Annotated in this window: 18 protein-coding genes; 13 read left to right on the top strand and 5 right to left on the bottom strand. The window is 70.9% G+C overall.

Annotated elements, in window-relative coordinates; translation table 11 throughout:
* Positions 1–380: 380 nt before the first annotated feature.
* Positions 381–1,547, bottom strand: a complete 1,167-nt coding sequence (locus BLW82_RS38050; RefSeq protein ID WP_093506327.1) for an FUSC family protein — start codon at positions 1,545–1,547, stop codon at positions 381–383.
* A 511-nt stretch (positions 1,548–2,058) separates the two neighbouring features.
* On the opposite strand from BLW82_RS38050, the gene BLW82_RS38045 reads away from it, so the two are divergent.
* From BLW82_RS38045 to BLW82_RS38020, 6 genes are all read left to right on the top strand, one after another.
* Positions 2,059–2,331 carry a DUF5133 domain-containing protein gene (locus BLW82_RS38045; protein WP_256216091.1) on the top strand — a complete coding sequence of 91 codons (273 nt, stop codon included), beginning with the start codon at positions 2,059–2,061 and terminating at the stop codon, positions 2,329–2,331.
* Between the two features lie 98 nt (positions 2,332–2,429).
* Entirely contained in the window at positions 2,430–3,476 is a 1,047-nt protein-coding gene (locus tag BLW82_RS38040; RefSeq protein ID WP_256216090.1) for an acyl-CoA dehydrogenase family protein, read from the top strand.
* On the top strand, positions 3,473–4,258 hold the full coding sequence (locus tag BLW82_RS38035; RefSeq protein ID WP_256216089.1) for a PIG-L deacetylase family protein: 786 nt from the start codon (positions 3,473–3,475) through the stop codon (positions 4,256–4,258). The genes BLW82_RS38040 and BLW82_RS38035 overlap by 4 nt, the downstream gene beginning before the upstream one ends.
* On the top strand, positions 4,255–4,872 hold the full coding sequence (locus tag BLW82_RS38030) for a class I SAM-dependent DNA methyltransferase (protein ID WP_093506325.1): 618 nt from the start codon (positions 4,255–4,257) through the stop codon (positions 4,870–4,872). Before BLW82_RS38035 ends, BLW82_RS38030 begins: the two co-directional genes overlap by 4 nt.
* Positions 4,869–5,588: a glycosyltransferase family 2 protein gene (locus tag BLW82_RS38025; RefSeq protein ID WP_093506323.1), complete on the top strand. Its 720-nt coding sequence runs from the start codon at positions 4,869–4,871 to the stop codon at positions 5,586–5,588. Before BLW82_RS38030 ends, BLW82_RS38025 begins: the two co-directional genes overlap by 4 nt.
* 164 nt (positions 5,589–5,752) lie before the next feature.
* A complete protein-coding gene (locus BLW82_RS38020) occupies positions 5,753–6,205 on the top strand; it encodes an SsgA family sporulation/cell division regulator (RefSeq protein WP_093506321.1) in 453 nt (150 codons plus the stop codon).
* 660 nt (positions 6,206–6,865) lie between these two features.
* On the opposite strand, the gene BLW82_RS38015 is transcribed toward BLW82_RS38020, so the two are convergent.
* Both BLW82_RS38015 and BLW82_RS38010 read right to left on the bottom strand, forming a co-directional pair.
* A complete protein-coding gene (locus BLW82_RS38015; RefSeq protein WP_093506319.1) occupies positions 6,866–7,951 on the bottom strand; it encodes a hypothetical protein in 1,086 nt (361 codons plus the stop codon).
* A gap of 278 nt (positions 7,952–8,229) precedes the next feature.
* Positions 8,230–9,276: a LacI family DNA-binding transcriptional regulator gene (locus BLW82_RS38010; RefSeq protein ID WP_093506317.1), complete on the bottom strand. Its 1,047-nt coding sequence runs from the start codon at positions 9,274–9,276 to the stop codon at positions 8,230–8,232.
* Positions 9,277–9,385: 109 nt separating this feature from the next.
* Here BLW82_RS38010 and BLW82_RS38005 point away from each other — a divergent pair, with 109 nt between their 5' ends.
* The 4 genes from BLW82_RS38005 to BLW82_RS37990 all read left to right on the top strand — a co-directional run bounded on the left by BLW82_RS38005 (position 9,386) and on the right by BLW82_RS37990 (position 13,410).
* Complete coding sequence (locus BLW82_RS38005; RefSeq protein ID WP_093506315.1) at positions 9,386–10,564, top strand: phytanoyl-CoA dioxygenase family protein; 1,179 nt, start codon at positions 9,386–9,388, stop codon at positions 10,562–10,564.
* Between the two features lie 17 nt (positions 10,565–10,581).
* Positions 10,582–11,343 (top strand): SDR family oxidoreductase, encoded by a 762-nt coding sequence (locus BLW82_RS38000; protein WP_093506313.1) that lies wholly within the window; start codon positions 10,582–10,584, stop codon positions 11,341–11,343.
* A 378-nt stretch (positions 11,344–11,721) separates the two neighbouring features.
* Positions 11,722–12,486 (top strand): SDR family oxidoreductase, encoded by a 765-nt coding sequence (locus tag BLW82_RS37995; protein ID WP_093506311.1) that lies wholly within the window; start codon positions 11,722–11,724, stop codon positions 12,484–12,486.
* A 135-nt stretch (positions 12,487–12,621) separates the two neighbouring features.
* Positions 12,622–13,410 (top strand): SAM-dependent methyltransferase, encoded by a 789-nt coding sequence (locus BLW82_RS37990; RefSeq protein ID WP_093506309.1) that lies wholly within the window; start codon positions 12,622–12,624, stop codon positions 13,408–13,410.
* Positions 13,411–13,555: 145 nt separating this feature from the next.
* On the opposite strand, the gene BLW82_RS37985 is transcribed toward BLW82_RS37990, so the two are convergent.
* The gene (locus tag BLW82_RS37985; RefSeq protein ID WP_093506307.1) at positions 13,556–15,229 is read right to left on the bottom strand and encodes an esterase-like activity of phytase family protein; all 1,674 of its coding nucleotides are present in this window, start codon (positions 15,227–15,229) and stop codon (positions 13,556–13,558) included.
* A gap of 335 nt (positions 15,230–15,564) precedes the next feature.
* Here BLW82_RS37985 and BLW82_RS37980 point away from each other — a divergent pair, with 335 nt between their 5' ends.
* Positions 15,565–16,707 (top strand): chitinase, encoded by a 1,143-nt coding sequence (locus BLW82_RS37980; protein ID WP_371131444.1) that lies wholly within the window; start codon positions 15,565–15,567, stop codon positions 16,705–16,707.
* A gap of 61 nt (positions 16,708–16,768) precedes the next feature.
* Here BLW82_RS37980 and BLW82_RS37975 read toward each other — a convergent pair whose 3' ends face one another.
* On the bottom strand, positions 16,769–19,555 hold the full coding sequence (locus tag BLW82_RS37975) for a lectin (RefSeq protein WP_256216088.1): 2,787 nt from the start codon (positions 19,553–19,555) through the stop codon (positions 16,769–16,771).
* A 367-nt stretch (positions 19,556–19,922) separates the two neighbouring features.
* On the opposite strand from BLW82_RS37975, the gene BLW82_RS37970 reads away from it, so the two are divergent.
* Together BLW82_RS37970 and BLW82_RS37965 are read left to right on the top strand one after the other, a co-directional pair.
* Positions 19,923–21,401: an FGGY-family carbohydrate kinase gene (locus BLW82_RS37970; protein ID WP_093508483.1), complete on the top strand. Its 1,479-nt coding sequence runs from the start codon at positions 19,923–19,925 to the stop codon at positions 21,399–21,401.
* A 34-nt stretch (positions 21,402–21,435) separates the two neighbouring features.
* Positions 21,436–21,864 carry a VOC family protein gene (locus tag BLW82_RS37965; protein WP_093506303.1) on the top strand — a complete coding sequence of 143 codons (429 nt, stop codon included), beginning with the start codon at positions 21,436–21,438 and terminating at the stop codon, positions 21,862–21,864.
* The last annotated feature ends 84 nt before the right edge of the window (positions 21,865–21,948 follow it).

The raw sequence follows: 21,948 nt of genomic DNA, 5'->3' as shown, positions 1-21,948 counted from the left end.
CGTGTCCGGCGCGGCCGGTTCGCAGAACAGGGCCCGGCAGACCGCAGGCGCCACGGCTCTCACCTTCTGCTTCTGCGCCGTGTATCCCCAGTCGGTCGACGCGCTGTTCGAGGAGACCTCCCGGCGGAACATGCGGATGGCCGCGGGCAAGGTACTGATGGACCGCAGCGCCCCGGCCCCGGCCCGCCACTCTCCCGACCTCGGCACAGGTCCGGTGGGGGCCAGGCGGGAGTTGCCTCCGAGGTGGTTGGTGCGGATACCTGCGCGAGGAGTCCCTGAGCGCCTGTGTCGCATCCTGTTTCCGCAGGTCACGAGTCGGTCCGGTGGATCCGCCCGGGTGAGGCTGCGGGTCATGGGTGATGTCGCTGCCGGTGTCGCCGTCACCGCTGCCGGTCCAGGGCGAGGTGGCCCGTCAGGCGGCGGGCGTGGGCCAGCAGTGCGCCGTGTGTGGCCAGGGTGCCGGGATCGTCGCGTACGGCGCCGGGCAGTGTTCGGTGGAGTTCGTCGAGACTCCGGCGCAGTTCCTCGGCAGCCCCGTCCAGCGCCTCCTGAGCGCTCGGCTCGGTGCCGGTCTCCGCGAACCGGATCCGGCCGTAGAGACCGAGCGCCCGGCCCGCTTGGTGCAGGAAGTCGGCGTAGGGGCCGGTGATACGCGGGCCGGGGCGTACTGGGTCGTCGTGGTGGCCGGCGATCTCCAGCACCGTGCGGGTCACGCCCGCGAGGTGCACGGCGACATGGTCCAGTACGGCCAGTGCGTCGTCATACGTCCTTCCGGGCGGGGACACGGCACACGGACCGCGACCGCGATGATTACCCCGCATGCTCTCGCGGCTCCATCCGACCGCGGAACGGGCCTGCTCGACCAGACGCCCGAGGCGCAGTGCCCGCTCGTGCCAGGCCCCGGCCACATGCTCGTCCCACTCCCCCCGGGCCAGCCCCTCGGCCACCGAGGAGAGGACCTCTTGCGCTTCCCGGGCGGCGTCCTGGAGGGCGGCACGGGTGTCGCGCAGATAGACCGGGGGCCGGATCACCGCGTTGACCGTGATGCCGACCACCGCACCGAACACCGCCTCCGCGACCCGTGCCCCCGAAGTGGCGAAGGTGATCTGCCCGCTGGTCAGCACGAACAGCGCGGCGGTCGCGGCATGGATGCCCTGGCTGCCCAAGCGGCGCCACCGCGTGAGCAACAGCACCGCCGGGAGCACCACCGCCATCGCGGCCATCGTGTTGTCCAGCACCAGCGCGACGAGCGTCGCCGCCACCGTGCCCACCGCGATCGCCGCCACCTGCTGCAGACCGTGCGCCAGCGACCGGTACACCGTCGACTCCACGAGTACGACCGCCACCCAAGGAGCGACGAACGCCACCGGCGCCTGCAGCCACCACCCGGCCGCTCCCCACGCCAGACAGGCGGCCAGTGCCGCCTTGCCGGCCTGCACCGCCAGATCCCGTTCACGGCCCGGCTCCGTCCACACCCGCCGCACCGCCCGCCGAGCCGCTCCACCCTGACGCCGAACCGTCCCTGCCACCCGGCCCATCCACTCCATGACACACCCAGTGCCACACCAGGAGACCCGGATGCGCCTTTGTGACCACCATCATGGATGGACAGTCGAGCGCACACGGCGCCGACGGGACGGGGCCGCACAGGAGGAACCGCCCGCTCGCGTCCTCCACCTCGGTCGAGTGGAGCGGAATGCGCGGGTCGGCCGGGCTCCACCGGTTCCGCAAGACCTTCCTGGGCTGCACGCACAGCGCAGCACGCGCGGCGCCATGGACACCTCCGTGGTCGGTCGGTCAATGACCTGCCTCCCCGGTACTCCTCCTCGTCCCGGCGTCACTCCGTGCACAACCCGGTGGCCACCGGGCACTCGGCAGCGGTGCCCCGCCACACACGTGGGCAGGAGAGACGGTGGCGGCCCCTCGGATACTTCCTCTCGTGCGAGGAGCACGGCCCCGCGCACGTTCGGTACACGTACCACTGTGGCGACCATGCATGAAAAGGGCGCCGCCGGACACCCGGGGAGCGAGTTATCTCAGAGCAAGGAGCCTCTCCGCGTGATCACTCCCCATACCCAGGTGCTGCGTGTGCTGCTGGCTCGCTACGCGGAAGCGTGTGCACGGCTGCTGGAGCACGACACAGCCGCGAGCCGAGGTTTCCTCAGGGACACCGCTCACACGCTGTGCGTCGTCACCGGGACATGCGGGATCAAGGACGCCCTCGCAACGGCGGACCGGCTCCTGGCCACCGTGGCCACCGAACAATCGGACGCAGCGGTTCGACCCGACGGCGCGAGCCGGGATCAGGCCGGCCAGACCCTGGCCGTGTGAACCGGTCCCATCTGAACCGGTCCCATCTGAACCGGTCCCCTGGCCGTCCGGTCGATCAGGGCGAGACACCGGGCGGACGAGTAGCAAGGACACCACCTATGACGGGCACCACCTTGTCACCCGACGTCTCCGCCGGAGACGGTTCGGACCACGCGCGACACGACGGGATCACGCCGGATGCGGCCCGCAGGGAGAGCTCCGCGCGGTTCGCCTCGGCGGTCGAGTCCATCGACGCCGGAAGGCTGGAGTTCCCGCTGCCCGGTTCCGGGCGGACCGCGGGCCGCCTGGCCGCCCTGCAGTCGATCGCCGAGGAGGACCTGAGCCTGGCACGTCTGGTCGAGGGGCATGTCGACGCGCTCGCCATCCTCGCCGAGCTCGACGGACCGCCGCCCCGGACCGGCCACCGCTGGGGAGTGTGGGCAGCCGAACCTCCGGGCACCACCCTCGAGGCCACTCCCTCCGGGGGCGGATGGGTCCTGAGCGGCCTGAAACCGTACTGCTCAGGCGCGCGCAGCTGCACCGACGCCCTGGTGACCGCGCGGACGCCGGAGGGACGGCGGCTCTTCGCCGTCGCCGTCGACCCGCACGTCTGCGTGCCGGTCGAAGGCAGCTGGCAGGCCGTCGGGATGGCCGGCAGCGACACACCGGACGTGCACTTCGACCACGTGCCCGCGGTTGCAGTCGGCGGGGTCGACGCCTACGTGCGCCGGCCCGGGTTCCAGCACGGCGGGATCGGGGTCGCCGCCTGCTGGTACGGCGGCGCCGTGGCCGTCGCCCGCACCCTGCACCGCGCCACGGCCCAGCGAGCCGACCCGCACGCGGACGCGCATCTCGGCGCCGTGGACGTCCAGTTGCACGCCGCCGCCACAGTGCTTCTGCGGGCGGCCGCGGAGATCGACGAGGATCCGTCGGACAGGAACGGCCAGGCACGGGCACGAAGCCTGCGGGTACGCGCCTTCGTCGAATCGGTGTGCGGCGAGGTGCTGACGCGGGTCGGGCGCGCCACCGGGGCCGCTCCGCTCTGCCACGACCTTCGCCACGCCCGCAACGTCGCCGACCTGACCGTCTACCTGCGTCAGCACCACGCCGAACGCAACCTCGCGGAACTCGGCAGCCTCCTCGCCCGCCCGCAGGACTCCCGGTGAGGCCCCTGCCGCGTACCGGACGGGCCGGCACCGTCTCAGGTCCCGCGAACCCGATCCAGGCGCCCGGGACCGACGAGACGTACTGGCGTCGATGGAACGGATGGGAGACGCTCCCGGCGGCCGGCCTGCCGACCGGCGGCCGGGTCGTCGTGGTGGCCGCGCACCCCGACGACGAGGTGCTCGGCTTCGGCGGGGCGATGGCCGTACTCGCTGAGCGGGGTGTGGAGTTGACCGTCGTCTCGATCACGGACGGCGAGGGCTCGCACCCCCGCAGCCGGGTGGTGACACCCGCCGCCCTGGCACGGCTACGGGCCCAGGAGCTGCGGGACGCCCTCACCGAACTCGGCGCCGTGCACGCCCGGATCGTTCGCCTGCAGGTGCCGGACACCGGGGTGGCCCGGCACGAGGGGCAGGTCGTGGACGCCCTCACGCCGCTCGTCCGTGCCGCGGACCTGGTCGCCGCACCGTGGACCGGTGACGTGCACAGTGATCACGAGGCGGCCGGCCGTGCGGCTCGCGCGGCCGCGCATCGCGCAGGCACCCTCTGCCGGCTGTATCCGGTCTGGATGTGGCACTGGGCGACGCCGGGGGACGCACGGATTCCCTGGCAGACGGCGCGACGCCTCGACCTTCCGCCACACATCCAGGCATTGAAGCGAGCGGCGATCGACCGGTTCACCACGCAGATCCGACCGCTGGGACCCGGACCCGACGAGGCGGCGATCCTCCCGCCCGAGGAACTCGCCCACCATCTGCGCCCCATGGAGGTCCTGTTCCAGTGAGCACGCCCCCCTCCTACTTCGAGAACATGTACCGCGATTCGTCCGACCCCTGGCACCTGACCGAGCGCTGGTACGAGCAGCGCAAGTACGACCTCACCCTCGCCGCCCTTCCCCGCCCTCGTTTTCGCCGTGCCTTCGAACCCGCTTGCTCCGTCGGCGAGTTGACTTTGCGACTTGCCGCGCGCTGCGACGCCCTGCTCGCCTGCGACCGCGTCCGGTCGGCGGCGGAGACCGCAGCTCGCAGAACCCGGGAGCTGCCCCATGTCGAAGTCCGCCATCTGACCGTGCCCACGCAGTGGCCGCCGGGCACCTTCGACCTCGTCGTCCTGTCCGAGCTTCTGTACTACTTCGACAGCGTCGAGTTGGCCACCTTGCTCAGACACACGGTCGACGCTCTGGAGCCGGGCGGCACCCTCGTGGCCGTGCACTGGAACCACCCGGTGCCCGAGCACCTGCACACCGGCGCGGAACTCGCCGACATCCTCGGGTCCGTTCCGGAACTGACCCTGTCGTGCGAGCACCGCGAGGACGACTTCGTCCTGCAGACGTTCGGCCGCCGCCAGGACGACGGGGCGGTTCCCCGCTCCCCCGCGGCCGCGGAAGGCCTGGTGTGAGACCGCGCGCGCTCGCCGTCCTCGTCCCCGCCCACAACGAGCAGGACCTTCTCCCCCGCTCCCTCGAAGCGATCCGTGCCGCCGCGCAACACCCCGCCCTGTGCGAGGTACCGGTGATCACGGTGGTCACCGCGGACAGCTGCTCGGACGGCACGGCGACCACTGCCCTGCGCGCGGGCGCCCAGGTCGTCCAGGTCGAGGGACGCAACGTGGGACTGGCCCGAGCCGCCGCGGCGGACCGCGCCCCGGAGATGCTGGGCGGCCCGGAAGGACTCTGGCTCGCCTCGACCGACGCCGACAGCCTCGTGCCACCCGACTGGCTCGCCTTCCAGCATGTGCGCGCCGGCGAGGGATGGGACGCGGTCGTCGGCACCGTCACCGTCATCCCCGGACCGCACCAGCCGCCTTTCCTGGCGGCCCGCCACCAGATGCGCTACACCGCGTCCCGTCCGGCGTTCGGCCCCTGGACCCACCCCCATGTGCACGGCGCGAACCTCGGAGTGTCCGCCGAGTCCTACGTGGCTGTCGGGGGCTTCCCTCCGGTGCCGGTGGGCGAAGATCGCGGTCTCGTCGCGGCGCTGGGCCGTGGACGGCACCGGGTCCTGCGCACCGCCGAGTGCCCTGTCGCCACATCGGGACGCCTGCGCCCACGAGCCAGAGGCGGATTCGGCGATCATCTCGTCAGCCTGGCCCTTGAAGAGGGTGCCCCGCCCTAGGCACGACGGATCCGGGGCGCCCGGCCCGACGCTGCCCCTCCTTCTTACATGCCGCACCGCCCAGCGGGGTACTCGCCACGTCCCGTACGTCAGACGGCAGGTCCGAGGAAGGCCGATGGCCGTCGGCCCACCCCCTTCTCTTCTTCCTTCGGAAGTGACCAGTCGTGTCCAAGCCAGTCACACTGACAGAAGTCCATCCGCATCGTGTCACCACATTGCGCCACCATGCGCACCTGGTCCGCGCCGATCGGCCCGCCGTGCCGCTCGACCTGGAGCTGCACTACACCGCCTTGGACCCGTTCGCCGTCCGCATCGTCCTGCGGACGGACGGCGCTTCAGTGCGGTGGTCACTGTCGCGAGAGGCGCTCCTGCTCGGCCTGCGCCGCCACGAGGGAATCGGCGACGTGGCCGTATGGCCCGTCCACCCACCAGGCACCCCAGGACGACTGTGCATCCGGCTCGGCCCGCTCAGGGCCTGCGCCGTTGTCCAGGCAGAATGGGACGTGATCTCTGACTGGCTGGACGTCACGCTGCAGCTCGTTCCCGCGGACACGGAGAGCGGTCACCTGCAGTGGGAGGATTTCCTCGCGCCTCTGCTCGGACAAGAAGGGCCCTGACCGACCAGGACGCCGTCCGGTTCGGTCCTGGTCTCGAAGCACGGCTGCGGCGCCGTCGCGGGACCGCTCACCGGGGCACCGTCGGACAAGATGCGCCGCTCGGGAGTTCCCCGCTTCAGGTCGGCGACCGGGTCAGGCCGGTGCCGGCCGGGCTGCACCAGGTGGGCGACGGGCCCGGTCTTGTGGGCGCCCGCCCCCTGTCGCCAGGCGAGACGGCCGCCGACGAACCCGCCGGCACCCGCGCCCACCAGACCTCCGAAACCGGGCGCCCGACCGGCCCTCGGGCGGTGGCCACGCACGGCGAACGACGCGCCGAACAGCACAACCGCGTCGGCGTTGGCAGCCGCGTGCGCCAGTCGGGTGCGCATCTGCTGTTCATGCTGCCCCGCCCAGTCCGACAGTCCGAGGCGAAACAACCACACACCGACCGACCAGCCACATCTCCACGCCCCGACGACCACCATCCGTCGGCATGCCTGCCACTGATCTCACCCGCTAGTGCCGCGGCAGGCACCGTTTGCCCGTCAAGGAGCGGCGTCCGGTGCGTGCTCTCGGCGTGCCGGCCGGAAGTCCTCGTACTGGATGTACTTGGACTTTCGGCCGGTGCGGCGAGAGTGCGTGCCGGGCGTCGTGACAGGGCGAACGTTGCCTGCTGCGGCACTAGTCACCGTGGTCGTCCCGCAGCGCACTGCGACGCTCCTGTTCGCGCTTGGAGTAGGCGGCTGCCCGGATCGCCTCGTCGCTCTCCAGACCCGATCCCAGCGCGCCGCCCACCGTGGCGACCGAGGCGACGAACCAGGCCAGCGTCCAGTACCCCGAGGCGTGCAGCGGCGTTCGTGTCGTGGAAGCGAACAGCCGGCCGTTGAGGATGAACAGCGCCCACACCAGGTTGATGACCACCAGACCCGCGTAGCAGACGATCACCCCGATACCCACGGTCAGGATCGTCGAGGCGTTGTAGAGGGCCGCCCGCTTCCTCGCCTCCGGCGCAACCTCGTCCGTTCGATGCCACAGGTTCGCGTCCACGATCAACCAGCCGATCATGAGCGCGACAGACCCGACCGTGGCGATCACCATGCGTGGCGTGCTCAGGGAGGTGGCCAGGTTCCAGATGGTGGAGTTCACGGTGGCGACCGCTCCCGTGGCGAGTGCGGCCGCCAGGGCCTTCGACAGGCCAGGCACCAAGCGCCACGGCCGGTTGGCGCGGACCATACCGAGGAGCACTCTCACGTAGCCGCGCGGCCCACCGACGACGTACCGCAGGTCGGCGATCTCCTCCTCACCGATCTGGCCCGGATGGAAAGGCGCGAGACGGCGGATGAAGGGCCCCCGCAGCGGCTGGCCTCCCGCAGGCACCTCAGCCTCCGTGGCCGCCGCCAGGCTGAGCACGGCTTCTTCCACCGCCTGCCGGGCCCTGGTCTGCAGCCGGAAGCCCCCCAGCGGAGGAAGAGACAGCAGCGCCAAGCCGTGTTCGTGACTCAGATCCACCACGAGATTGCGCCCGTGTGAGTGCAGCGGAAGGTCGGTGAGGGCCACGACGATGTCCCAGTTCCCCGCACTTCCGCGGTCGATGATCCGGCGCATCAAGGTGAGCGGGTCCTCGGCCCCCGCGGTGAAGGGCTCACTGATCACCTCGACCTCGAACCGCCGTCCCTGCTCCGACCTGCCGGCCAGCCGATCAGGGAGCATGTCGGCCATACGCTGTGCGATCTCCGTCGGCGCATCCGGATCCGCCAGAAGAGCCACGACCGTAACGCCCTGAGACGACACCCGCATGACTCCCTCTCGTCGGCTGCCCCCGCGATCGCGAGTGCCCACAGGATGCCCCCGAGGTGCCACCGACACCCCGTGACACGCTGGCCCCTGCCCGCAGGTGCGGACGGCACGATCAGATCTCCTCGTCCTCTCCCTGCATGACCTCCCCACCACCGGCCCACACAAGTGTGGCCGCATGCCCCCAGCCGGTCGGCCGCTTGGCCCGGTCGGCTGACACCAGCGGCAAGTCGGCGGCGGTTCTTCGGTGTTCAGGCCGCGGTCGCCGTGGACGGGTTCCCCGGCGGCAGGTTGAACGGTGTGACCACCTGGATCGCCGACGGGAGGGCAGGGCCGTCGTACGGGAGTGCCTTGTGGGCGCGCATGATCGTCTGGCAGGCGCGGCGCATGTCCTGGCGCAGGTCGTGGTGGAGCACCGCGGACAGGCGGCGCTCGCGCAGCAGGCGGGTGTTGTCGCGGTCCAGGTCGTGGGCGATGAAGACGGCGCATGCGCGTCCGAGGGCTTCGAAGGCCTCCAGGGTGGCGTGGTTGCCGCCGCCCACGGAGTACACGGCCACGATCTCCTCGTCGCGTCTCAGTGCTTCGAGGACGAGGTCGTACTGGGTGGTGTCCAGTCCGTCGCTGTCCGTGACCTCGACCAGGGACCGCTGCGGATCGGTGAGGCGCATCGCGCTGCGGAAACCCATCTCGCGCTCCTCCTCGCCCCGGAAGGAGCCCCGGCTGATGGTCGTGAGCACGTGGCCGGGACGGTCGCCCAGCCACTGTTCGAGGAGATAGGCGGCCGTGGTGCCGGCCGCACGGTTGTCGATGCCGACGTAGGCCAGGCGTGCGCTGTGCGGGAGGTCGGTCACCAGGGTGACGACGGGGATGCCCGCCGCGACCAGTCGTCCTACGGCGGCAGCGACCTCGGGTACGTCGGGTGCCTTGAGGATCACGCCCTGCGAACCCCGCTTGGCGATCTTGTCCAGGGTCCCGGTCAGCTCGGCGGCCGGGCCGGTCTCACGGAAGTGGAACCGCGACCGCACGACGGCGGGATGCAGGGAGGGCAGTTCGGCCTCCAGTGCCTCGCGCACCGCGGTGGAGAACCGCTCCGGTGCCTGCATCACGATGTCGATCATGAAGGTGCGGCCGCCGATGCGGACCTGCGCCTGCTGGCGGTCCAGGTCCTTGATGGCTTCCCGCACCTCCCTGACGGTGCTCTCCCGCACGTTGCCGCGCTCGTTGAGCACGCGGTCGACCGTGGCCGTGCTCAGGCCTGCCTGGCGGGCGATTTCCCTGATCGGGTAGGGGTGCCTCATGACGGATTCCAAGAGCTCCTGATGCACTTTTGATGTATTGCCAAGCATTGAATGATGGCTTCGGGTTCTCAAGACTGGCAGAACTGCACGGACGGCGAAAGGACCACGGATGCCCACCTCAACCGCGGGAGCGCGGACCTGGCTGACCGAGGCCGACTGTGACCTCGACGCGTTCCGCTCCCTCGTGGACCAGCGCACCGATCCCGCCGACACCCCCTCGGCCGAGCGCGTGGAGCTGAACGTGCCGCTCTACGACAGCGACCGGCTCCGCGCCCTCACGGCGACCCCGGAGGGCCGGCGCGAGGTGCAGGGCGAACTGGTCCGGGCGTTGCTCGACGGCCCCGGCATCGTGGTCCTCAAGGGCGCGTTCGCCGACGCGGACGTCGTGGACCGGGCCACCGAGGCCTTCACGGCGCTGATCGAGGAGGAGCGCGCGGGCGGCGCCGCCCGCGGCGACCACTTCGCCAAGCCGGGCGCCAACGACCGCGTCTGGAACGCCCTGGACAAGATGGCCCTACGGGCGCCCGAGGTGTTCGCCGACTACTACGCCAACGACATGGTCGCGCTGACCGCCGAGGCCTGGCTGGGCCCCGCCTACCAGGTCACCTCACAGGTCAACGTGGTCAACCCGGGCGGCGCCGCGCAGAGCGTGCACCGCGACTACCACCTCGGCTTCCTCTCCCAGGAGCAAGCCGCCGCCTACCCGGCGCACGTGCACCGCCTGTCGCCCGTCCTCACTCTCCAGGGCGCCGTCGCCCACTGCGACATGCCCGTCGAGTCCGGCCCGACCCTCTACCTCCCGCACTCCCAGAAGTACGAGCCCGGCTACCTCGCCTGGCGACTCCCCGAGTTCGTCGAGTACTTCGACGCCCACCACGTCCAACTCCCCCTGGACAAGGGCGACGCCGTCTTCTTCAACCCCGCGCTGTTCCACGCCGCCGGGCACAACCGCTCGACCGGCATCCGCCGCATGGCGAACCTGCTGCAGATCTCCTCCGCCTTCGGGCGCGCGATGGAGACGGTGGACCGTGCGGCGATGGCGAACGCCCTCTTCCCGGTGCTGCTGCGCCGCAAGGCCGAGGGCGTCTCGGAGGACTGGCTGCGCCGCGTGGTCGCCGCCACCGCCGAGGGCTACCCCTTCCCCACCAACCTGGACCTCGACCCGCCGGTCGACGGTCTCGCCCCGCCCTCCCAGGCGGACACCGTCCGGGCGGCCGTAACCGAGGGCTGGGCCCCCGGTCGGCTGCGCGAGGAACTGCAGGCCGACGCCGAGCGCCGCCAGAGCTGAAGGGAACACCGCGACTCATGGGACTCCTCAAGGACAAGGTCGTTCTCGTCAACGGCGGCAGCCAGGGCGTCGGCGCGGGCATCGTGCGGGCCGCGGTACGGGAGGGTGCGAGCGTCGTCCTCACCGGCCGCCGGGCGGAGGTGGGCGAGAAGCTGGCCGCCGAGACAGGCGCCCGCTTCGTACGCGCGGACCTCGCGGACCCGGCGCAGGCGCGGGACAGCGTCGTCCGCACCCTGGACGCGCACGGCCGTATCGACTGTCTGGTCAACGCGGCCGGGCTGACCTCGCGCGGCTCGCTCCTGGACACCACGCCGGAACTGTTCGACCAGCACATGGCGGTCAATCTGCGGGCGCCGTTCTTCGCCATGCAGGCGGCCGTGGCCGACATGGTCGCCCGTAAGGCGCCCGGCACCATCGTCAACATCATCTCCAACTGCGCCCACGGCGGCCCGCCCTTCCTGGCGCCCTACTCCGCGGCCAAGGCCGGACTCGCCGGGCTCACCCGCAACGCGGCCCACGCACACCGCTGGGACCGTATCCGGATCAACGGGCTCAACATCGGCTGGACCGACACCGAGGGCGAGGACGCGGTGCAGCGTGCCTTCCACGGCGCGGGCGACGACTGGCGGGAGAAGGCCGCCGCGACCCAGCCGATGGGCAGGCTCGGGCAGGTCGACGAGATCGCCGACTTCGTCGTCCTCCTGCTCTCCGACCGCAGCGGGGTGGTGACCGGTTCGGTCATCGACTGGGACCAGACCGTCTTCGGCGGCCAGGACTGAGCCGCTCCGTCGGGGAAGAAGAAGGTCGGGTCCAGGACGAAGGACTCACATCGTGCAGGAGTCATCAGGGTGGACCGGGCCGCCGGAGCGTGCGAGGTATGACGGACGAACCCCCTGCGGACCGGCGTCCTGGGCGCCGCCCGGATCGCCGAACTCTCGACCGTCGGCCCGGGACGCGGAGGAGCGCTGACCACCATGGCCTCATCGGCGAGTGCTGCCTGGCGGCCGCTTTCCCGGTCCGGTACCGCGCGCCGTTCCGCTCTGCACGGCAAGCTCCCGTCGCCGCAGGTCAGTTGCGACGCGCATGCCGGTCGGGCGACTTCTGCGGCACGTTACGATCATCCGGCACAGGTGATGCGCTCATGACGTAGGAGCGAGATGAGTACGCTGAACGGCAGAACGGCTCTGGTCACCGGTGCCGGGCGCGGGATCGGGCGGGCCATCGCCCGCCGGCTCGCGGCGGACGGCGCGCTCGTCGCCGTGCACTACGGCAGTGACGAGTCCTCGGCCCGCGAGACCGTCGCGCTGATCACCGACGCGGGCGGGCGGGCGTTCCCGCTGCGCGGTCCGCTCGACGAGCCCGACGGCATCCGGACCGTGTACGAGCGGTTCGAGGCCGGCCTGCGCGCCCTGGGCGAGCCGACCGCGCTGGACGTCCTGGTCAACAACGCGGGCTTCAACATCGGGGGCGGTGTCCTTGAGGTGACCCCGCAGGACTTCGACCGGCTCATGGCCGTCCATGCCAGGGCCCCGCTCTTTCTCGTGCAGGAAGGGCTTCCGCTGCTGCGCGAGGGCGGACGCATCGTCAACATCAGTTCGGCGGCCACCCGCGTCGCCCTCCCGTCCGCCCTCGCCTACTCCATGGCGAAGGCGGCCCTGGAGGCCCTCACCCACACGCTCGCCAAGGAGCTGGGAGCCAGGCAGATCACGGTGAACTGTGTGGCACCCGGCTTCGTCAGGACGGACATGAACCGAAGGCGCTGGGAAACGCCCGAGGCCGAGGCCCGGCACGCGGCGCTCTCCGCGTTCGGCAGGATGGGGGAACCCGCGGACGTCGCGGACATCGTGGCCTTCCTCGCCTCCACGGACTCCCGCTGGGTGACGGGGCAGTGCATCGACGCGTCCGGCGGCTCGGCCCTGTGATCGCCGCATCGAACGGTAACTCTGCGCGAAGGCTGGGCCAATGGCACAATCACAACGCCCTCCACCGCCTCGTCCGCGGCGCGCGAAGCGACCTCGGTGAGCCGGTCAGTGATCTAGTGCGCGCTGGAGTCATGCATGGCCGCCTTACCTTCCTCCGAAGGCCGTATCGACACGAGCAGGCCCCATCCGGCACGGGTCTACGACTGGCTGCTGGGCGGCAAGGACAACTATCCGGTCGATGAGGAGGTGGCGTCGAAACTGCCGCCGGAAGCGCGTCTCAACGCCCTGCGCAACAGGGCGTTCATGCACCGCGCGGCGGCCTGGCTGGCCGGCAACGGCATCGACCAGTTCCTCGACATCGGTACGGGCATCCCGACCGAGCCGAACCTGCATCAGATCGTGCAGGGCATCGTGCCGTCGGCGCGGGTCGCCTACGCCGACAACGACCCCATCGTGCTGCGGCACGCGGAGGCCCTCCTCGTCAGCAGTCGCGAGGGAGCCACGGACTACATCGAGGCCGACGTGCGCAGGCCGGGAACCATCCTCGACCACGCCCGTACGTTCCTGGACCTCACCCGGCCGGTCGCGCTGTCGATGATCGCGCTGATGCACTTCATCACCGACGACGAGGACCCCTACGGCCTGACGCGGACGATTCTCGACGCGCTGCCCCCGGGCAGCTACTTCATGTTCTCCCACGGCACCACCGACGAGCACCCGCACCTCGTCAAGTCGGTGAACGCGACCTACCGCAAGGGCGAGATCCCCCTGCGCATGCGTACGCGGGCCGAGATCGAGCCGTTCTTCGAGGGCCTGGAACTGGTGGCTCCCGGGCTGGTCACGGCGACCCACTGGTACAAGGACACACCGGCTCCCGCCCAGGAGCTGAGCGGCTTCTACGTCGGCGTCGCCCGCGTGCCGTGAGAACGCCCCCGCCCGCGCCCCCGAGGGCGAGGCGGGAACGCGGGAGGATCACCCCTCCGGCGGCGACTGCCCGGTGCGGGCGCCGTCGGCAGCCGGACGGGCCGGTCCACCGACTGGACGGACCCGGTCCGCCGCGTCGGCCGCGTCAGTTCACGCGGACGGTGACCGTGACGGTCTTGAGCACGGCCGGCAACTTGGCGGTGTCGACCTTCAGGATCTCACCGTTGTCGGTCTGGCCCGTGGCCGGCAGCACCTTCTGGTGGACGGTCCACTTCCCGTCGGGGTCGACGGCGATGGTGTCGATGCCGAAGTCGTCGTCGTTGGACAGGTACAGCGTCTTGCCGGCGTCCGTGGTGGCGACGCCCTCGACCTTGTCGTGCCCGAAGAACGTCCCGGTGGGGTCGAGCTGGCTCACCAGCGTCCCGACGTCGAGGTACGGCTGCTTCTGCGCGACCTGGACGCCGGCACCGGTGAGCGCGGTGAGCGCGGCGTTGGTGCCGGCCTTGCCGACGAACGCCTCGGGCGACTTCCCGCCGATGGTCAGCCCGCTGACGTCGGTGGCGCCGTTGATGTCGGCCTCGTAGAGGGACTTCCGGGCGAACGGCTCGACGTTCCCGTCACGTTCGTCGATGACGAACTTCGTGTCGGACAGCGCCGTGATCTCGCTGTTCGCGTCACCCGTGGTCGCCGGGTCGTCCAGCAGGTACAGGTACTGCTTGGTCCTGAACGTGCGCAGGTCGATGGTGACGATGCGGGTGGGCGCGAGGTTGGACGCCTTCGTGCTGCCGAGATCCGGCTGTTGCAGCGCGGCCTGCATGACGCCCACCAGGGTCGAGCCGTCCGGCGTGACCGTCAGGCCCTCCATGCCCTTGTTCTTAGGGCGGTCGGCCAGTTCGGCCGGCAGGTAGCCGAGGATCTTGTGGTACTGGTTGTCCTGGCTGTCCTTGTAGGGGGTCAGCCGGCCCAGTTCATAGCCGTTCGCGTCGAAGTGCGTGAGGTACGGACCGTACTCGTCCGAGACCCAGAACGTGCCGTCGGGCAGTGCCACCAGGCCCTCGGAGTCGTAGCCGTAGGGGTCACGCCGGACGGGCACGGGCGTGCCGCCGCTGGCGTTCGTCGCGGCGACGTCGTCGATGACCTCGCTCGTGTCGTGCGGCGGACGGCCGCTGTACGGCACACCGCCGAGGCCCTTCGGCCCCTTCAGGGTGATCTTCCGGACCAGTTCGGCCCTGCCCTTGTCGAGCTTGAACTCACCGACCTGCGGCGTGAAGTCGGTGAGCATCTCGGACTTGTTGCCGTCCGGGGCGTCGGCGTTGGGACCGCGGTCGGTGAGACCGTAGAAGCGGCCCGGCTTGCCCGGCACCGGGGTGAGCGCGGAGCCGTAGCCCTCGCCGGAGATCCGGGTGGCGGTACCGCCCGGGCCTGCGACCGTCGCGAGCGAGGGCAGCGGGTCGCCGTTGCGCCGCGTGTCCTTGAACAGCTGTACGGCGTCGGTCGCCGTGTACGTGAAGGTGTCCGTGCCCTTGAAACCGGCGTCCGGCGTGTACGTGAACGTGCCGTCCGCGTCGACCGTCGCCGTGCCGTGGGACGGGGCGGTGTGTCGCACGACCGCGGTCGCGCCGTAGTCGTTGCGCAGCACGTCACCCGTCACCTTGCCGTGGCCGGAGAACGAGTCGGCGGCCGCGTCGAAGTCGTGCGCCGGGGCCGACAGCCAGCCGTGGGCCTGGGCCACGACGGTGCCCGTGCCCGCCACGGCGGCGGTGACAAGGATCGCTATGCCGATCCGGGTGCGCTTGCGCAAGCGAGGTCTTGAGGTCATGCCCAAGAACTTGTAGGTCCGGGATGAACCCTGAGCCGCCATCAGGTGAACCGACGGTTCACAGTGGCCTGTTGACGGCCTTCGGGTCGCGGCGCATCGACACATCTGTCATGTTCACATCTTGACGGACTTGGTATAGACCTTTTACCTTCCCGCCATGGCCGCTCGCGCTCCCTTCCGCACCGCCGCGTCACGCGGCACTCCCGTCATAGCCCTGCTCACCCGCAACACCTGCGGCAGGGGCGACCGACACCGTCGGGTCCTCGGCTGAGACCTCTGCCCCGGCAGACCGGTCACGGCTCCCCCCTCTCACTTCACGTCAGGAGCAGCTCTCCATGCGCCTCCCTCTCGTCATGCCCCGCCGCGGGCGCCGCGTCCTCGGCCGGCCGGCACTGGGCGTCGTCCTCGCCGCCGTCCTGTCCGCCCTGTTCACCGTCACCCCGGCCCAGGCGGCGACCGGCCAGATCACCGGGCTGGCCGGCAAATGCCTCGACGTGGCCGGCGCCAACAGCGCCAACGGCACCGCCGTCCAGCTCTACGACTGCAACGGCACCGGCGCCCAGAGCTGGTCGAACAGCGGCGACGGCACCCTGCGCGCCCTCGGGAAGTGCCTGGACGTGGTCGACCGCGGCACCGCCGACGGGGCCGCCGTCCAGCTCTGGGACTGTTCCGGCGGAGCGAACCAGCAGTGGGTCGTCACCGCCGCCCACGACATCGTCAACCCCGCCGCGAACAAGTGTCTCGACGTGCGCGACAACAACAGCGCCAACGGCACCCGCCTGCAGATCTGGACCTGCACCGGCGCCGCCAACCAGAAGTGGAACGCCCCGGCCGGCAACGGCGGAGGCGGCAACCCGTCCGGGTTCGTGGTCAGCGAGGCGCAGTTCAACCAGATGTTCCCGAACCGGAACGGCTTCTACACCTACCAGGGCCTGACCGCCGCGCTCAGCGCCTACCCGGGCTTCGCCACCACCGGCAGTGACACCACCAGGAAGCAGGAGGCGGCCGCCTTCCTCGCCAACGTCAGCCACGAGACCGGCGGCCTGGTGTACGTCGTCGAGCAGAACACCGCCAACTACCCGACGTACTGCGACTGGAGCCAGTCCTACGGCTGCCCCGCGGGCCAGGCCGCCTACTACGGCCGTGGCCCCATCCAGCTCAGCTGGAACTTCAACTACAAGGCGGCCGGCGACGCGCTCGGCATCGACCTGCTCGACAACCCCTGGCTGGTGCAGAACGACTCGGCCGTCGCCTGGAAGACCGGCCTGTGGTACTGGAACACCCAGAGCGGACCCGGCACGATGACCCCGCACAACGCCATGGTCAACGGTGCCGGCTTCGGCCAGACCATCCGCTCCATCAACGGCTCCCTGGAGTGCGACGGCCGCAACCCGGCCCAGGTCCAGAGCCGCGTCGACGCCTACCAGCGCTTCACCTCGATCCTCGGTGTCTCCCCCGGCGCCAACCTGTACTGCTGAGCACCGCCGCGTGCGCGTGGAGCCGGCCGGGCGTTTCGGCTGCCCGGCCGGCTCGTGCCGCTCAGCCCGGCAGCTTCCAGTTCTGGGCCGCGGTGCCGTTGCAGGTGTACAGCTGGAGCTGGGTGCCGTTCGTCGTCGAGGAGTTGGGGTCGTCGAGGCACAGCTTCGACTCGGGGTTGACCAGCGACCCGTTGCTCCCGGCGGTCCACTGCTGGGCGCCGGTGCCGTTGCAGGTCCACAGCTGGATCAGCGTGCCGTTGGTGGTCCCGCTGTGGTCGGCGTCCAGGCACTTGCCGAGAGCCCGGACCGTTCCGTCGCCCGCGACGATCCAGTCCTGGGCGTACGTGCTGTCGCAGCCCCAGATCTGGACGTGGGTGCCGTCGGTGGTGCCGGAGGACGCCACGTCCGCGCACAGGTTCGAGGCCACCGACGAGGTGAGCGGACCGATCCTCGGCGAGGCGGGCGCGGTGGTGTCGCCCGCGTAGGAGGGCGGCGCCGCGCCGGCCGTCGTCGCCCAGGAGGTGTTGGCGCCGGTGCCCAGCGTGAAGTCCAGCGTGCCGCCCGCCGTGATCGCCGCGGTGGGAGCGTAGGCGTTGTTCCACGCCGTGCCGTTCCACGCGGCGGACTGGACGTAGGGGGCGTTGTCGGCGGCGCCGTTGCCGTTGACCGTCAGCGTCCTGCCCGACGGGAGCGTGACCACGGCCTGCGTGAACAGCGGTGAGCCGAGGGCGAGGTCGGAGGTGCCGGGCGTCTCGGGGAACATGCCGAGCGCCGACCACACGTACCAGGCGCTCATCGCGCCGAGGTCGTCGTTGCCGTCGGCCAGGCCGCCCGGGGTGTTCGACCAGATCTGGTCCTGGATCGCCCGCACCGTGCCCTGCGTCTTGTAAGGCTGCCCGGTGTAGTCGTACTCCCACGGGAGTTCGATGCTCGGCTCGTTGCCGACCCAGGCGTAGCCGTTGGCGCCCGTGTAGCTGCGCAGCACCGTGTCCAGGTAGTGGTTCATGGCCGTGTTGCCGCCCTTGGCGTGCGCCAGGCCGCCGATGTCGAAGGGCACCATCCCGGTGTAGATCCACGAGTCGGCCTCGACCATGTCGGTGCCGCTGGTGGGATCGAAGCCGCCGGTCCACGAGCCGCTCGCGTTGCGGGGCTCCACGAAGCCGGAGGCGGGGTTGAGCACGTTGCGCCAGTCCTGCGCACGGTTGGCGTAGGTCTTCTGGTTCGCGGTGTCCCCGAGCGCTCCGGCCATCGCGGAGATCGCGAAGTCGGCGGTGTCGTACTCCAGGGTGGTGGCCACCGGGCCGTAGAAGTTGCAGCAGCCGTAGCTGCCGTCGTGCGGCATGTAGCCCGGCGAGTTCAGGTAGGCGAGGCCGGGGCGGTCGTTGTTGGTGGTGCTCGCCTGTCTCACCATGTCGGCCAGGGCGGCGGTGGTGTCGAAGTTCCGGGCGCCGAAGGCGTAGTAGTCGGCGAGGATGGCGTCCGCCGGGTCACCGACCATGACGTACGACTCGCCGTTGTTCTCCGACCACTTGGGGAAGATCCCGGTCTGCGCGTAGTCGTCGACCATGGACTGGGCGGTGTCCGAGGCGACCTGGGGGGCGACGAGGGCTTCGAGCTGGGCCTGTGAGCGGTAGATGTCCCAGCCGGAGTAGTTCGCGTACACCGCGCCGTGGCCTGCGTCCACGGTGTGCGTCTTCCCGTCGAAGCCGTAGTACTGGCCGTTGCTGTCGCTGATCACGTTCGGGTGCAGCAGCGAGTGGTAGAGCGCCGTGTAGAAGCTCTGCTGCTGTGCGGCCGTCCCGCCGGCGATCTGCACCTTGCCGAGCGTGCTGTTCCACGCGTTCTGCGCCGCGGTCCGCGTCGCGTCGAAGTCCCAGCCGGTGTTCTCCGCGCTCCGGTTGGCGACCGCGTTGGCGACGGACACGTAGGAGATGCCGACCTTGGCCTGCACGACCGGGTTGCTCGTGGTGTTGAAGGTGACGTAGCCGTTCGAGGCGGCGGCGGCAGGGGCGACGCCGCCCTGTGCGGTCCTCGCGGACCCGGAGTCCGCGCTGCCGGCGGTCCTGCCGTGCAGGACCGGCCGGTTGGGCTTCTCGGCGGCGTTCTTCGAGGCCTTGGTGGTGGCCGGAGGAGTGGTGGCCGCGGCCTTGGCGAGCGAGCTGCCCTGCGAGGCGAACGACTGGTCGAAGACCATGTCGAAATACACGGTGTACGTGTTTCCCGCCCCGCAGAAGTGGCCGCTGGTGACCTGCCCGCTGACCTCGGTGTTCGACACCTTGGTGAACTGCGTCGAACTGGCGCCGTTCTGGCTGCCCGTCAGCTTGAAGACGAGGTTGGCCTGGCTGGTCGAGGGGAAGGTGAAGCGGGCCATGCCGCTGCGGGTCGTGGTGGTCAGCTCGGTGGTCACCTGGTTGTTGAGGGTGACCTTGTACGACCCGGCGGAGGCGGTCTCGTTGGCGTGCGAGAACGCGTCCGTGGCACCGGTGTTCACCGCTCCCACCGTGGGCAGCACGGGTATGTCACCGGCCGCGCCGCAGCCGGGGCCGGCGATGTGGGTCAGGCTGAAGCCGGTGATCGACGAGTCGTTGTACTCGTAGCCCCCGCCGTCGGGCCGTGAGGGCGTGTCCGGGCTCCACTGCACCATGCCGAACGGGACGTCGGCCCCCGGGAAGTCGTCGGCCTGGTTCGACGTTCCGATGAACGGATTGACGAGAGTGGCCGGTGAGGTGACGAGCGCGGCCTTCCCTGCGGCCCACGCCGGCGTGCACAGTCCGGCCGCGGCGAGCGCCGCGGCCGCGAGGAGTCCGATCGCCGTGGTGCCGGGCGGTCTCGACAGTCGTGTGATCACGGGGTTTGCTCCTCCACTCGGAAGTTGAGGGTCCGACAACGTTGTCGGCGCGGTCGGGAACGCGACCCCGGATGAGGAACGGCGCGCGCCGGATGGTCTGATGGCCGAGCCTGACAACGTTGTCCACCCATGGAGACGAGGTGCCTTGGCTACGAACGCTTCGACGGGTCCCCGGGTCGTGAGCGCCCCGGGAGCAGAGCGGGAACTGTCCGTGAAGCTAGCCACAAGGCAGGGGCATGTCAACGACTGCCGCAGGGTGCCCCGTTGAGTACGAATCGGCGGGCCGCCGGCCTGCGGGTCGCGGACGGCGTCACCACGCAGCGGCAGGCTACGGTGGCCCATCCGGCGCCAAGGGAGGCAGCGCGTGATCGACGTCGTTCTCGGAGTGGACGTGGGCACTTCCAGTACCAAGGGCGTGGTGGTGGACGCGGCCGGCCGGGTCCTGGGCGAGGCCGTCCGCAGTCACGTGGTGGACCGTCCCCGGCCTGGGCATGTCGAGATGGACGCACAGGTGTGGTGGGACGAGTTCGTCTCGCTCGCGGCCGAACTGCTGGACCGCGACGACGTCACCGTCCGGGCCGTCGGGGTCAGCGGCATGGGCCCGTGCACCCTGCTGGTCGACGACGCGGGAGAGCCGGTGCGGCCGGCGGTGCTGTACGGCGTGGACACCCGCGCCGGGGAACAGATCACGCGGCTGAACCGGGAGTTGGGGCCGGACACGGTCTTCCGCAGGTGCGGTTCGGCACTGTCGTCCCAGGCCGTCGGGCCGAAACTCGCCTGGATCCGCGAACGGGAGCCCGACGCGTGGGCACACGCCCGCCGCCTCTACATGCCCGCGTCGTGGCTCGCCCACCGGCTGACCGGCGCCTACGTGCTGGACCTGCACTCCGCCAGCCAGTGCACCCCCCTGTTCGACATCCACGAGCGGCGCTGGATCCCCGAGTGGGCCGAGCACATCGCGCCCGGCATCGAACTCCCCCCGCTGCGCTGGCCGGGCGAGGAGGCCAGCCGGGTGAGCACGCCCGTCGCGGGCATCCCGGCCGGGACACCGGTCACCGTGGGGACGATCGACGCCTGGAGCGAGGCCGTCAGCGTCGGCGGCCACGGCGTCGGCGACCTCATGCTGATGTACGGCACCACCATGTTCCTGGTGAACACCGTCGACCGGCTCGTGACCAGCCCGTCGATGTGGTCCACGGTCGGCGCCCTGCCCGGCACCCGCTGCCTGGCCGGCGGCATGGCCACCTCCGGAGCCGTCACCGACTGGCTCGGGCACCTCTGCGGCGACGTCGGCTCCGGCGTGCTGTTCGGCGAGGCGGCCGCGTCGCCCCCGGGTGCGAACGGCCTGGTGATGCTGCCCTACTTCGCCGGGGAACGCACCCCCCTGATGGACCCCGACGCCCGGGGGGTGATCGCGGGCCTGACACTGGGTCACACCCGGGGCGACCTGATGCGGGCGGCGCTGGAGGCCACCGCCTACGGGGTCCGGCACAACGTCGAGACGATGCTCGCGGCCGGCGCCGACATCCGGCGGATCGTCGCGGCCGGCGGCGGCACCCGGGGCGGACTGTGGCCCCGGATCGTCAGCGATGTCACCGGTCTCGAACAGATCGTCGCCCGCACGACCATCGGTGCCAGTTACGGTGCCGCCTTCCTCGCCGCCGGGCTGACCGGCCGGCCCGACATCGCGGCCTGGAATCCGGCGGAGTCGGTGGTCCGGCCCGATCCCGCGACCGCGGATGTCTACGCCCGCCGGTTCAGCCAGTACCGGGACCTGTACGAGAGCACCACCGCGGTCACCCACGCCCTGGCCCACGACCAGCTGACGGACCGTGGAACAGGCTGACCGGCGCGCGGATTCGGCCTGCTATGGTGCGCCGATGCCGGCGATCAAACAGTTCCAGGTCACCTTCGACTGCGCGGAACCCGAGCGTCTCGCACACTTCTGGTGCGAGGTGCTGGGGTACGTCACGGCGCCGCCGCCGGCGGGCTTCGCCACGTGGGACGAGTACAGGCGCGCGCAGCCGCCCGAGCAGCGGGACGCGTGGTTCGCCTGCGTGGATCCCTCGGGAGTCGGACCGCGGCTCTACTTCCAGCGCGTGCCCGAAGGGAAGGCCGTCAAGAACCGGGTGCATCTGGATGTGCGGGTCGGCACCGGCCTCGTGGGCGAGGAGCGCCTCGCCGCGCTGGAGGCCGAGTGCGCGCGGCTGGTCCCGCTCGGCGCGGTACACGTGCGGACGCTGTACGACGGCAATGACGCGTGCATCCCGATGCTGGACATCGAGGGCAACGAGTTCTGCATCGACTGACCGCACGGGCGCGTCCCGCCCGCTCCCGTGCGGCTCGGATCAGGTTCTTCTCCCCTCGGTGGCGAGGGCCGGCGTGCTGCGCGG

The sequence above is a fragment of the Streptomyces sp. Ag109_O5-10 genome, from assembly GCF_900105755.1.
Taxonomy (GTDB): Bacteria; Actinomycetota; Actinomycetes; order Streptomycetales; family Streptomycetaceae; genus Streptomyces.
Note: the sequence above shows the minus strand (reverse complement) of the source record. Positions and strands in the feature narration are given on the sequence as shown.